Source organism: Amycolatopsis sp. NPDC003861 (genome assembly GCF_053605405.1).
The window spans coordinates 45,468-57,982 of sequence record NZ_JBSGJD010000011.1 but is presented as its reverse complement, the minus strand read 5'-3'; the positions used below and the strand labels follow the sequence as shown (position 1 = coordinate 57,982).

Here is a 12,515-nt window from a genome sequence, read left to right as displayed (position 1 = left end):
GACGGCGTTAAATGGTCGCGCCGGCGGTATCGCTCTGGACGCTCTCGGGCGACGCCGCCTACATCGCCTCGGTCGTCCGGCAGATCGTGGTCCCGGTCGTCCTCGTCGGACATTTCCACGGTGGTGCGGTGATCACGATCGTCGGTGATGTCGAAGAAAATGGGAGGCCGCTGTTTACCTGGCCGACTATGCGCTCGAGGATGGTGAAAATCTTGGCGAACTGCAAGGCGGGTTCCCGAAATTTAATCTGATGCCGCTGGGTCCGATCTGCCGGCTACGCAGCCCGCGATCCGGTGAGAGTGCTGGGTCGTGCCATTTGTCCCTGATCAGCGACCTGGAGCTGGGATGGCCAGGGGAGTTGAGGGTGGCGGTCAGCGTGGAGTTATGGTGTTTGGCGGCCCGCGGGGGCTGGACGGAGAGATCGTGGTCTACAACGTAGCCGGGCAGATCGACTTCGGTTTCCTTCAAGGGCGCAGCAGCCGCCACGCGGGCCTACTACTCAACTCATGCGCAGCGGCTTGATCGTGAACAATTGGGTGCGCGGTGAACGCGCTTGGTTGGGTTTTGATCGTGCTGATCCACCGGCTCCGCATACAGAAATAGCCTGAACGTCGCGCTGAGGAATCTTTGCGAGCAGCTCGTGGAAGTCTGTGTCAGGAGCTTGCCTACGCGAGTGATGAGTTCGCGTAACGCGGCGTGAACCGCGAGCGACTGGCTGCGGGGAGAGGACGCCGGACGACCCCGCGGTGGATTGGTTGCCGGCGGCAGGACCATGACTGACAAGGGGAGTCAGGTGGAATCCAGACCGCTCGTCGTGTTGGGATGACGGCGTCCGCCGCGATTGGTGCACGTGGATGGTGGACCGCGTCGAGACGGCCGATTTCGTGGTTGTCATTGCCTCGCCGGCCTACCGAGCAGTGGGTGACGGCCTCGGGCTGGCCGACTGCCATCGCGGTGTGCAGACTGAAGCAGCTCTGTTGCGCGACCGCCTGCACGCAGACCGCCAACTGTGGACGAAACGTATTCTCCGGTCGTGCTGCCCGGTGTTCCCAGACTGGCTACCCGTCGTCGCGTGGCCCAGCACTGGCTCCCGCTCCGGTCGCGGCGACGGCACCGTCACCTACGCGCCGTAGGAGGAGCTGCCGGCGCCGGCGTGGGCGGCGAACATGGCCGCGCCCGAACTGCACATCTCGCAGTGGCAGATCGACTTCGCCGGTGCGAGGCAACCGCCGCACTGGCTGGTGTTCGACCTCGACCTCGGACCTGGGGCGTCGATCGTGGACAGCTGCCGGGTCTTGGAACAACTCCGCGGTCTGCTCGCCGCTGACAGACTCACCGGGTGCGCCGAGACCTCGGCCGGACGACTAGGTTGATTTGACGTGGCTGCTTAACCCGGTATCAGGTGCCCTTCGCAAGTCTGTGGTGTTTGCCTACCATCTTGGGCAGTTCGGACACTCGCGTTGCTGTTGGTCCCATCTGGGCAGATCGTGTTCGACCAGATCACATCCTTGATCGTCGCGCCCTTCAGATCTGAGTCTCTCAGGCTGGCGCCAGTGAGGTTCGCGCCGGTCAAGTTCGCGTTGCGTAAAGATGCTCCGTTGAGGTTAGTGTTCCGCAGGTCCGCATAAAGGAGTGATGGAATTGGCTGGTCGGGCTTCGCGGGATTGGCGGCCCAGGCGAACAGTATGATTCCTGCGGCCCCGACGAGGACGCCGAGTGCGATCTGCTGACGTAGCTTGCGGAAGCGTGCATCCAAGTCAACTGTGGCGCCGAGGTCTGACAGTTCGTCCATCAATCTGACGAGGTCCGAGAGGCCCTCACGGTCAGGCTCTGATTCGTCGTAGAGATCCTTGATCTCGGGGAGGGAACCATACTGGCCAAGGGATGATGGATGCTCGTGGAGATACCAGCCCACAGGGTTTCGTGCTCGGCTTCTCCACTTCTTGTATTTTGACTGCGAGGCAGTCTCGACTCTGTTCCATTCCGCAACAATGTCGTCAAAGGTCCAGCGTTTCCCGGAGAGGATGTCGACGACTCGCCACATCGCCCAAAGGATCGCGGCTAAGCCGGCTATGACACCGGCAACGGCAAAATAGAAGCGTGTCGAGTCTACTGGAAGAGATCCGATACTCGATAGTTGGCTTCCGGCGATTAGGACAACGCCAATGCCGCCGAGGCTAGCGATGAACCACTTCGCGGCGCTGCGAATTATCTCTCGCGCCGAAGAGAGTTGGGTCGTAGATTCCGCGTCTGGTGTTGATGCCATGACTAGCCACTAACCTATGTCGTTGTTGGGGTGGGCGGCAAAAACGGTAGGTCGCGGCTTTACTTTAATCTTGGGTTGCCGCTTCTTTGCTGGCTCGGCCTTTTTTGACGTTCTTGTAATCGCAGTTGATGTTGTTGCTGGGGATTTCATGTGGATCTTGGCGGAGTGAAGTGAGTGCCTTGCTTCGGTCAGCGCCTTGATGAGCGCCGCATTTCGCGTTCTCCTGGCTGCTGTCAGGGCTTCGTTGACGGCGACCTCGGCAGCGTCAAGCTTGTCCTGGAGGGAGCGGCCGCGCACTCTTGGCTTTCCTGGGGTAGTCATGGCATGTCACCGGCCCTCTCCTCGCCAGGTTGCTTCTGAGGTCTCCACTTGTTGTTTATGCAGGTCGCGAGAGCGTGAACTTGTGTTACCGCCGTGATCAACTTGAAACCTCTGGAGCTACGGGTTGAAATGCTGCGTGTTTGGTTAGGCGAGTCGTGGGCATGCTCCCGATCGGTGCGCCTGATGTTCGGACCTGTGGTCAAGGGATAGCTCCGAGGCGCCTTGTCCAGTCGCCACGTGGCGGGGATCAACGGCCCATGACCGCGGCTCGACCAAAGCGGTGAGCACGTGGAAGCGCTCCAGCAGCAGGTCTGCTGTATCCGGACGTGGTCGGCGAGGGCCTCGTCCGGTTCCATCTGCCCTGGCGCCGTCAGCACGCTGGGCGCGGGCGTACCGAACTACCGCGCTGCGAAGGCCGTAGGCGCGGTATTCTGTATCGTTGATCGTGGTGGCTCGACCGCCCGGGTGGACGAGCCGTGGGAATCCAACGCGCCCTGCTGGCCGGCTGAGCGCGTCGGCCATCGAGACCGAGGGCAAGAGGTCGGGATTGCCGTCGGCCTGCATAACGCCCTATTCAGGGGGCGGGTGGTCGGCGCGTACGTCGTCGTCGAAGATCGTGAGGTCTCGGACGCGTTCCCGGGCGGCAATGCGGTCCTGCATCGGCGGCTTGCGCTGCTGCCCCGTGACGTCCTGAGCGCCTGTTACTCGGCGCGGCGGCTCAGCTTACCGGCGGTCCGCGCCGCCAGCGAGCAGAACACTGCGGGCAGTGGCCGCTTGTCCTGGAGGCGGCGGGCCGCCACGATGCCGGCTTCCGCCACGCCGCTGATCGGGATCGTGCGCAGTCTCGGGCCCGGAGGAGCTTGTCGGTACGCCCAGGGGGCAGGGCAGATGGTGCCGTGCAACCCCACAGCCAGCATCAGCTCAGTGGCCGTGCAGGCCGGTTCCCCGACGAATCGCGGAGCCTCCTCGTTGCGGAGTTCACTCATCGTCCAGAACCGCCGGATGGGATCGGGGACCAGGGTGCCTATGTGCGGTAGCGGCTCGCTCAGGTAGTCCGCGACGCCGACCTCGTCGGCTTCCCAGAACGGATGCCTGCGCGACACCACCAGGCCCCGCGGCTCCGCCACCAGCGCCTCCCAGGTCAGCAACTCAGGATCCAGCGGCGGATACAGCAACGCCGCGTCCACCTCCCCGTCAAGCAGCGGCGTGACGTAGTCGGGCAGGCCGAGTTCGTGCAACGACAGCCGCACATGCGGGCACGCGGTCCTGAACGCGCTCACGATGGGCACGTGCAGTTCGTCCGGCAGCGGAGGACACACGCCGATCCGCAGGACCGTGCCTTCCGCCGCCATCCGCCGCACCTCGGACGCGGCATCGTCGATGGCTTCCTGGATGGCCCGGACCCGCCGGTAGAACACCTCTCCCACCGGCGACAGCCGGGTGCCCTCCGGACCGCGGTGGAACAGGGGGGCGCCGAGTTCGTGCTCGAGTTGCCGGACTTGCTGGCTCAACGTCGGCTGCGAGACATGAAGGCGAGCAGCTGCCTGAGTGAAGCTGCTGTGCTCGGCGACAGCCACGAAGTAGCGGAAATGACGAAGTTCCACTTGGCCACCTTTTGACCGACGGACATAGCCGAGCGTTATTGTCCCATAGCCACGGCGACTTTGACCTCGGCCCTTCGGGTTGACAGGCTGGTGCTCGAGACGGCCGACGGTTCCGGTGAACTCCGGGTGCACAGCGGAATCGGTGGCCGATGAACCTGCCGAGAAAGGAATCGCATGCGAAAGTCTTTTCCGATTCGAACGCCTGTTGCGGCGACGGCACTTCTCGCCATGGTGACAGCCGCAACGCCAGCCATGGCGGCGCCGTTGAGCCCCCTGGAACGCTGCACGAGCGGGCTGATCCCGACGACCGACTTGGTGCTCGAGCATCCCGGCGCGGTGAGCGTGGGTTACCCGAACGTCGCCGACCAGCCGAACATCATCTTTCCCGGCGACGTCTTCGCGATTTATTCCTCCGGCTCGGTCACCATCGACTACTGGGGCAACTCCTACGGGCCCGGCGGCAAGTCCGGCGACTTCGCCGGCAACGACTATCCCTTTCCCGGCCTGCCGAAGTACAGCTCGGTGCTCCGGTTCAACAACAATCCGACCGGCTGGATAGGCAAGCCGGACCTCACCGTCAACTGGGCGGGCTGCCACCTGTGGACCAGTTCGGCACCCGTGCGCGTCGGGTTCATCGTGAACGACAACGGTATGGGCGACAACAGCGGCCAGTGGCGATACCACATCATGCATTACAAGCCGTGACGACCCCCGGGCCGAGGATGGGGCAAATGATGCGCGGCCTGCCCGCGACGTTCGACGCGGTGCTGAGAGCGCAGCAGCTCAGCGGCTTGGATCGCTGTCAAATTCGAACGGACAAGACACTTGTTTGTCCGGCCGAAGTTGTCGGTGACACTGTCGGGTTCGTGGTAGTTGCCGGGGCGGTGGGTGCTGCTGGCTGCGCCGAGGGGTTCGCCCATGCGGGTGTTATGCCCCGGTACTTCGGATGGGAAGGGTGCAGGGCTCGTAGCGTCGGAGCGTTCCAGCGGCACGCGGCGGCCGGGAGACAGACGATGACGGTCTACGACCAGCAGCGCAACGACAGCACAGGCGCGGACGAGCAGGACCCCGCAGGGGCGGTCGTCGAGGTTCAAAACACGGCGGTCATGGCCACGGCATCGAGTGTGGTGCAGGCCCACACGATCACCGGCGGTGTCCACCACCACCACCACCACGCCCCGCCTCCTCGGCCGGTGCCGCGGCAGTTGCCCCCGGCCCCGCACGGGTTCGTCGGTCGGGTCGGCCACCTGGCCGACCTCGACCGCCGCGCGCCCGCTGCCGGCCCTGAGAAGGCGTCAAGTGGGGGCCGGCAGCAGCGGACAACGATGGTGGTGATCTCGGCGATCGGCGGGGCCGGCGGGATCGGCAAGACCTGGCTGGCCCTCGCGTGGGCACACCGCAACCTCGACCGGTTCCCCGACGGGCAACTGTTCGTCGACCTGCACGGGTTCGGCGCTACCGGACGGCCGACCGAACCGGCCGACGCGGTACGCGCGTTCCTCGATGCCCTCGGCGTCGACCCCGGCGGACTCCCACCAGACCTGGACACCCAGGCCGCGTTGTACCGCAGCCTGGTCGCTGGCAAGCAGATGCTGATCGTGCTGGACAACGCCGCCACCACCGACCAGGTCCTCCCGCTGCTGCCGGGCAGTGCGACCTGCACCGTGCTGGTCACCGGCCGCACCAAGCTGCCCTCCCTGATCGACCGGTACGATGCCCGCCACATGCCTCTGGACGTACTCACCCACGCCGAGGCCCGTGCCCTGCTGACCGGGCGCCTCGGCGACCAGCGGGTCGACGCCGAACCCGACGTGACCAACGAGCTGATCAAGTTGTGCGGAGGCCACCCGCTGGCGTTGGCCATCACGTCCCGCCACGCCGCCACCTGCCCGCAGGTCCCCCTGGCCGAGTTCGCCGCCGAACTGCGCGACCTGGGTCTGGAGATGCTCGACCACGACACCGACCCCACCGCTAGCCTGCCTGCGGTGCTGTCCTGGTCCCTGCGCCACCTCACCGACCATCAGCGGACGGTGTTCGCGCTGCTCGGGATAGCTCCCGGCCCGGACACCGACCTGCCGGCCGCGGCCTCCCTCACCGGGCGGCCCCAGGCACAGACGCGCCAGGCCCTGCGCGTCCTGGAGGACCACTCCCTGCTCGACCGGCGCCCGCACGATCGCTACTCGATGCACGACCTGATCCGCGCCTACGCTGCCACCACCGCCCACGAGCACCTCTCAGAGCCGGTGCGGCGCGCGGCACTGGAGCGGGTGGTCGACTTCTACCTCCACACCGCGCACACCGCCGACCACCTCCTGGCACCCCATCGTGCGCCGATCCGGCTCGACCCATCCGCCCCCGGCACCCACCCTCATTTGCTGCCGGACCATCCGACCGCACTTGCTTGGATGGACACTCACCACCCGCACCTGCTGGCCGCTCAATACACCGCCGCCGCCTACCACCGTCATCAAGCCGTGTGGCAGTTGGCCTGGACGCTGGGCACCTTCCACTGGCGGCGGGGCCACCGCAACGACGAGTTGGCCGTGTGGCAAGCCGCTGCCGACGCCACCACCCACCTACCCGGCTGCCCCCTCCGCGCCCATGCCCACCGACGCCTCGGCACCGCCCACTCCCGGCTGGGGCGACACGAGCAAGCCACCAGGCACCTGCACTACGCCCTCGCCCTGGCGGAGCACCACCATGACTCATCCCAACAGGCTCACACCCACCGCGCCCTAGCGCGGGCCTGGGGGCGCCGAGGCGACGACTGGCAGGCCTTCGAGCACGCCCGCCATGCCCAGGACCTCTTCCACCCTGCACCACCCGCTGGGGGAAGCCGATGCGCTCAACCTGATGGGCTGGTTTGCCGCCCGGCTGGACGACTACGACACCGCCCGCACCCACTGCCAGACCGCCCTCGCCCTAAATCGCCACCACCACGACCCCGACGGCGAAGCGAACGCCCTGGACAGCCTGGGCTTCATCGACCACCACACCGGCCACCACCGCAAGGCCATCAACCAGTACCGGCAGACCCTCACCCTGCGCCGCACCCTCGGCAACACCACCGCGATTACCGACACCCTCGACAGCCTTGGCCACCCCCACGTCGCCCTCGGCCAGCACGATCAAGCTCGCGCAGCCTGGCAAGAGGCCCTGGAGCTGTACCGGCAACAAGGCCGCGACGACGACATCACCCGCATACAGCGACAACTCGACGACCTTGACACCCAGGACCACGACCAACCACTCCAGAACACCGAAGCGGCCAACTAGGTCCGGACAGCCCGCCACCGTCCAGACCTACTTGGCGGATCGCAGGTCGTCGGCGAGCCTGTCCGCCAACGTCATCCGAAAGGACATGGTCGACCAGCGTGGTGTTCTGCTGGGCTTGCACGTCGAACCTCGCCACCGGCGCCGCGGCGTGGATCAGGGGCTGGCTCGCGCGGCGCGCCACGGTGGCCAGCCCGCCGATATCCGCGGCCGCGAGGACCTTCTGCGTCGCCGCCACGACGCCGGTCGGCACCTAGACGGACAGAGCGCCGCGAGCCCGCATCAGCTGTTCGAACACTTGCTGTCCGCAGCGCTGGAAGTCATAAGGTTACACCCGGCAAGGTTGCAGGGGCGGCATGCGAAGCTCCCGCAGCGGGTAGAGCCGGGTCGGGCGGGCGGCGGTGGCACAGCCGCGCGTCGTGACGCTCTGGCGATCATCACAGGCTAGGGTGCACGCGAGCGGGTCGGCGCCTACCGGAGGGCCAGGTCGAATGTACATATCGCGAGTCCACCTCGCGAACGTGAAGGGTTTTTACGGCGATCGCACCGTCGATCTGGAGTTTCGTCGCCCTTCCGGCGAATATGCCGGATGGACTGTGCTAGCGGGACGTAACGGTTCGGGCAAGACGTCATTGCTGCGCGGGATCGCCCTGGCAATCGGTGGGCCAGCCGTGGCGCGGAACCTGGTCCTGGGGTTCGAGAACTGGGTGTCCGCCGGTGAGCGCGAGGCGGTCGCCGAGGTCGTACTGGCCTTCGAGGCAGGGGCGGACCGCTTCACGTCGGGCCGACCCCCGGCAGGGACTTTCCGGGCGGGATTGTCGTGGGAAGCCCATGACGATGTCCACGCCGGCCGCCGCCCCGCGCAGCCTGCCATGCAGGAGTACATCTCCGGGCGCGCGTCGCGAGGCCCAGCCCGGCGGGGCCCCTGGCAGGACAATCCGGTCGGGTGGTTCTGCGCTGCCTATGGTCCGTTCCGGCGGCTGGTCGGCGGCACCGGCGACAGTGCAACTCCCAGCTGATCAAGCGGCAGTGGATTCTCGGAGGCCTGATCAACGAGTACGAACGAGCCGCGTGGGGCCACTGGTCAGCGCCAGTGATCGACTTTTAGAACCCCGCAGATACGACATCGGCCACTGGTGGTATTTGGTGCACGCTAGCGGTTCCTGGTGAGCCAGGTGGCGATCTGGGTCCGGTTTTGAACCCCGAGTCGTTCCATGATTGCCTTGACGTGAGATTCGACCGTTTTGAGGGCCACAAACAGCTGATCCGCGATGGCTTGATTGCTCTTTCCCAGAGCTATCAGTTCTGCCACTTGTCGCTGACGCACTGTCAGTTTCGCCGGGGCTGGACGTTGTTCTGGAGGCGATGTCCGAGTCTTCAGCGCGAGTGCGACAGCTTGCTCGTAGGTCAACTTGGCGCCAGCCTCGCGAGCCTTGTTGTAAGCCAGGCGTGAAACGTTCTGCCGGGCATTTCGGTTGGCTTCGGTGCTGGTGTCGTGCAACCGGTTTCGATTGCTTGGTTCAGAAGCTGTCGTGCGCAGGTGAAGTGCTGAATTCAGCAGCTGGATCGCTCTTTCCCAATCTCCGTCTGCGGCCGCGACCCAACCCATTGCATCGATTCCCCAACGGATACCTGTATGGCTTCCAGACTCATGATTGAGACGCAGGAATTTGGAGAAATGGTCTGCGGCGTCGTCGATGTTACCTTTGTCCCACATGGTCAGGCCGCGTATCCAGTGGGCACCCGAAAGGGCGAGTGTTGTATGATCGGCTTCTGCATCGTCGAAGCATTGTGCGCTGAGCTGATCGATGGCGCTGTCGCCCACAAGAAAGGCGGCGATCGCCGCGTACTGAATGGCCAGGTGTGCGTAGGATCTGTTGCTGGCCGTGCGAAACGACGTATAGGCTGCAGTCAGGCCTGTGATCGCTTCGCGGTCGTTCCGGGCGAACATCAGGTGCATTCCCGCGATAAGGTGGGCGATCGCGTCGGCTGGGAACGGAGGTGCCGACCGCGCCGCACGGAACGCTTGTTCCCGGCATGCATCCACGAGCAGGCCTGCTTGGGGGTCCGCCTGTTGCATAGCCAGCCAGGCCAGCAGGGCGCGGCCGCGGAGAACCAGAGTGGAGGGTGCTTGGCCGCCGGCGGCCTTGATAGCGGCGTGAAGCCAGCGTCGGCCTTCCTCGGTTGTGGCGATGTGGAACCAGATTCGTGCCTCTCCGAGTGCCACCGCGAGCTGCAGTGCCATTTCATGGTGGGCGGGCTGGGACAGGCACCAGTCGAGGGCGCTGCGGATGTCCGGCATGGCTTTGCGGACACGGCCGATCATCTCCACGTCGCGCGCGGAGAAGTAGGCGGAGGCGGCTTCGACCGCAAGGTGCCGGCAGTAGCCGGCATGGCGGATCCGCCACCGGTCCGGCTCAGCCGAGTCGAGCCCGGCCAGCTCTTCCTGGCCGAACTGCCGGATTGCCTCGAGTAAGCGGTAGCGCACGCTCCCACCGGTGTCGCGTTCGACGGACACGATGGATTTGCGGGCGAGTGCGTCGAGAAGCTGGGTGACCGGCTCGCCGTCCACCGTCGTACCGGGCGTGTCATCGGTGCTGTCGGCGCACACGGCCTGGACATCGTCGATGTCGAAGGATGCGCTGAAGACCGAAAGCCGTGCCCAGAGGGTCCGCTGGCCCGAGGAACACGTGCGGTGACTCCACTGGATGGCCGCGTGGAGTGACTGATGATGTTGCGGTGTGTCCCGTCTGCCGTTGACGAGCAGGCCGAGCTGGTCGTCCAATTGCGCGACCATGTCGGCCACGGAACGGGTGTACAACCCCGCCGCGGCGAGTTCGATCGCGAGCGGGATGCCGTCGAGCCGCCGGACGAGCTGGGCGACGAGGGCACCGTCGGCGGAAGCTGCGAAGCCCGGCACGCCCGCCGCGGCCGCACGTGTTGCCAGAAGCTGCACTGCGTCGTAGGGCATGGCGCCGACGAGAACGTCGCTCGTCGACCACTCGCTGGATGCGGGTGGCACCGACAGCGGCGGCACCACGATCACCTGCTCGGACTCGAGCATGAGCGGTTCGCGGCTGGTCGCCAGGACCCGCAGCAGCGGCGCCGCGGCCAGCAACTGCGCGACCATGTCCGCCACGTCGTCGATGAGTTGCTCGCAGTTGTCCAGCACCAGCAGCAGCTCGCGGGGCCGGACGGACTCGAGCAGGGCGTTCATGCCGCTCTGTTCCGTTCGGTAGTGCACCCCCAACACGCCGGAGACCGCCGGTACCAGCAGTGCCGGGTCCGTGTGCGGTGTCAGGTCGACGACTTCGGCACCGTCGGCGAATCCGGCGGCGATCTCCGTGGCAACCTCCAGGGCCAGCCGGGTCTTGCCGATTCCGGCGGGACCGGTCAGCGTCAGCGGACGTGCCTCACTCACTCGCTCGAGCACTGATGCCAGCAATGGCTCACGGCCGATGAACGCGCCAGGCGCCGGCAACGGGGGAACGTCGGCAGTGTGAATGCTGCAGTCCGGGTGCGGCGTCTCCACGTGGGCATTATCCAACGGATCGTCCGGCGTCGCACCGAGATCGGATCCCCCGTCCTTCGTTGATTCGCCGGGTTGACCGGATCCGGTCGCGGTGATCTGCTGATTTCCGGGTATACCCGGATGCGCCGAGCCGTCGTCGATGCGAGGGTGATGCCGAGGTGACGGAGCGTGTGGCTGCCGGGGCCGAGCGCAACCGGCGCCTCGCTCACCGACGAGGTTCGGAGTCAAACAGGAGGGCCGATGGACACAGTCGCTCATGAGCCGCTCCCGTATCCGTTCGGAGCGCCGGTGGCGCTGGAAGAGCACCCTCGTTTCGAAGATTTGAGGCGAGGCGAAGCGCCAGTCCGGATCACGATGCCCTACGGCGGGGATGCCTGGCTGGTGACGCGGTACGAGCAGGTGCGGTTCGTGCTCTCCGATCCGCGTTTCTCCCGTGCGGCGGCGGCCGGTGCCGACATCCCGCGGGCGCGGCCGGGCTTCGAGCCGGTGGGCAACCTGTTGTGCATGGATCCGCCGGAGCACGGCCGGATCCGGTCTCTGGTCGCGAAAGCCTTCACGGTCCGCCGGGTGGAACGGCTGCGGCCCCGGGTCCAGGAGATCGTCGACGGGCTGCTCGACGCGATGATCACGGCCGGTCCGCCGGCCGATTTCGCCGCGGCGGTGGCGTGGGAGCTGCCGGTGCAGGTGATCTGCGAGCTGCTCGGAGTTCCGCACGCCGACCGCGAGCTGGTCCGCAGGTGCACGGAGACCATCGTGGCCGTTGGCACCAGCGTCACCCCCGCCGACGTCGCCGACGCACGTGACCAGCTGGTCGGCTGCTTGTCGGCCCTGATCGACCAGCGGAAGGCCGAACCGGGCGACGACCTCTTGGCCGCGCTCGTGGCTGCGCGCGACGAGGGCGAGCGGCTCGGCGACAACGAGCTGCTCATGCTGGGTGTCGCCCTGCTGACCGGCGGCCATGAATCCACCGCGAACCAGATCGGCAGCTTCGTCTACCAGCTGCTGTCTCAGCCGCAGTTGTGGAGCAGGCTGGTCGATGACCCGGAGCTGGTGCCGGCCGCGGTCGAGGAGTTGCTGCGGTTCGTGCCGCTGGTGACCGTGACCGATCTGGCCCGGATCGCCACCGAGGACCTCGAGATCGGTGGCCGGAGGATCCGTGCCGGAGATGCGGTCCTGGTCCAGCTGGATTCCGCGAACTGCGACGAGCAGGTGTTCCCGCACGCGGGGGAGATCGACTTCGGCCGTCAGGTCAACCACCACCTCGCTTTCGGCTTCGGCGTGCATCGCTGCGTCGGTGCACCACTCGCCAGGCTGGAGCTGCGTGTGGTGCTCGAGACCCTGGTCCGGCGGCTCCCGGCCCTGCATCTCGCCGTGCCGGCGGAGGAGGTCGAATGGTTGACGGACCGCTTGATCCGGGGCGTCCGGAAACTTCCGGTCGGCTGGGAGGCCGGTGCGGCGAAGAGGAGGGCGATCCGCTGGTGATCATCCATCCTCGGGGCTGATCCCGCCGTAGGCTGTC

11 protein-coding genes and 1 pseudogene are annotated in these 12,515 nt (G+C 66.2%); 8 read left to right on the top strand and 4 right to left on the bottom strand.

The genetic code is table 11. The features are described from left to right. The first annotated feature begins 11 nt into the window (after positions 1–11). The 3 genes from ACWEVN_RS05225 to ligD all read left to right on the top strand — a co-directional run bounded on the left by ACWEVN_RS05225 (position 12) and on the right by ligD (position 1,373). Positions 12–251, top strand: coding sequence for a hypothetical protein (locus tag ACWEVN_RS05225; protein ID WP_452050357.1), 240 nt, complete (start codon positions 12–14; stop codon positions 249–251). A gap of 603 nt (positions 252–854) precedes the next feature. After that, positions 855–1,133 (top strand): hypothetical protein, encoded by a 279-nt coding sequence (locus tag ACWEVN_RS05220; RefSeq protein WP_452050356.1) that lies wholly within the window; start codon positions 855–857, stop codon positions 1,131–1,133. A 6-nt stretch (positions 1,134–1,139) separates the two neighbouring features. Then, positions 1,140–1,373: a non-homologous end-joining DNA ligase LigD gene (ligD, locus tag ACWEVN_RS05215; RefSeq protein WP_452050369.1), complete on the top strand. Its 234-nt coding sequence runs from the start codon at positions 1,140–1,142 to the stop codon at positions 1,371–1,373. 14 nt (positions 1,374–1,387) lie between these two features. Here the strand turns inward: ligD and ACWEVN_RS05210 are convergent, their stop codons facing one another. The 3 genes from ACWEVN_RS05210 to ACWEVN_RS05200 form a co-directional block, all read right to left on the bottom strand. Beyond that, a complete protein-coding gene (locus ACWEVN_RS05210; protein WP_452050355.1) occupies positions 1,388–2,266 on the bottom strand; it encodes a pentapeptide repeat-containing protein in 879 nt (292 codons plus the stop codon). 9 nt (positions 2,267–2,275) lie between these two features. Then, complete coding sequence (locus ACWEVN_RS05205) at positions 2,276–2,563, bottom strand: hypothetical protein (protein WP_452050354.1); 288 nt, start codon at positions 2,561–2,563, stop codon at positions 2,276–2,278. A gap of 725 nt (positions 2,564–3,288) precedes the next feature. Next, positions 3,289–4,191, bottom strand: coding sequence for a LysR family transcriptional regulator (locus ACWEVN_RS05200; protein WP_452050353.1), 903 nt, complete (start codon positions 4,189–4,191; stop codon positions 3,289–3,291). Between the two features lie 174 nt (positions 4,192–4,365). On the opposite strand from ACWEVN_RS05200, the gene ACWEVN_RS05195 reads away from it, so the two are divergent. The 4 genes and pseudogenes from ACWEVN_RS05195 (at position 4,366) to ACWEVN_RS05180 (ending at position 8,483) form a co-directional block, all read left to right on the top strand. Then, positions 4,366–4,896, top strand: coding sequence for a hypothetical protein (locus ACWEVN_RS05195; protein WP_452050352.1), 531 nt, complete (start codon positions 4,366–4,368; stop codon positions 4,894–4,896). Positions 4,897–4,913: 17 nt separating this feature from the next. Continuing rightward, a pseudogene (locus ACWEVN_RS05190) lies at positions 4,914–5,999 on the top strand (hypothetical protein); the annotation flags it as partial. A 985-nt stretch (positions 6,000–6,984) separates the two neighbouring features. Continuing rightward, entirely contained in the window at positions 6,985–7,467 is a 483-nt protein-coding gene (locus tag ACWEVN_RS05185) for a tetratricopeptide repeat protein (protein WP_452050351.1), read from the top strand. Between the two features lie 488 nt (positions 7,468–7,955). Further along, a complete protein-coding gene (locus ACWEVN_RS05180) occupies positions 7,956–8,483 on the top strand; it encodes an AAA family ATPase (protein WP_452050350.1) in 528 nt (175 codons plus the stop codon). Positions 8,484–8,617: 134 nt separating this feature from the next. Here ACWEVN_RS05180 and ACWEVN_RS05175 read toward each other — a convergent pair whose 3' ends face one another. Further along, on the bottom strand, positions 8,618–10,996 hold the full coding sequence (locus tag ACWEVN_RS05175) for a LuxR C-terminal-related transcriptional regulator (RefSeq protein ID WP_452050349.1): 2,379 nt from the start codon (positions 10,994–10,996) through the stop codon (positions 8,618–8,620). A gap of 240 nt (positions 10,997–11,236) precedes the next feature. On the opposite strand from ACWEVN_RS05175, the gene ACWEVN_RS05170 reads away from it, so the two are divergent. Then, positions 11,237–12,478, top strand: a complete 1,242-nt coding sequence (locus ACWEVN_RS05170; protein WP_452050348.1) for a cytochrome P450 — start codon at positions 11,237–11,239, stop codon at positions 12,476–12,478. Positions 12,479–12,515: the final 37 nt, after the last annotated feature.

Bases quoted from the DNA above. Each gene is read 5' to 3' on its own strand.
- ACWEVN_RS05170 (WP_452050348.1), top strand. From the start codon at position 11,237: ATGGACACAGTCGCTCATGAGCCGCTCCCGTATCCGTTCGGAGCGCCG.
- ACWEVN_RS05180 (WP_452050350.1), top strand. From the start codon at position 7,956: ATGTACATATCGCGAGTCCACCTCGCGAACGTGAAGGGTTTTTACGGC.
- ACWEVN_RS05225 (WP_452050357.1), top strand. From the start codon at position 12: ATGGTCGCGCCGGCGGTATCGCTCTGGACGCTCTCGGGCGACGCCGCC.
- ACWEVN_RS05195 (WP_452050352.1), top strand. From the start codon at position 4,366: ATGCGAAAGTCTTTTCCGATTCGAACGCCTGTTGCGGCGACGGCACTT.
- ACWEVN_RS05220 (WP_452050356.1), top strand. From the start codon at position 855: ATGGTGGACCGCGTCGAGACGGCCGATTTCGTGGTTGTCATTGCCTCG.
- ACWEVN_RS05185 (WP_452050351.1), top strand. From the start codon at position 6,985: ATGCCCAGGACCTCTTCCACCCTGCACCACCCGCTGGGGGAAGCCGAT.
- ACWEVN_RS05210 (WP_452050355.1), bottom strand. From the start codon at position 2,266: ATGGCATCAACACCAGACGCGGAATCTACGACCCAACTCTCTTCGGCG.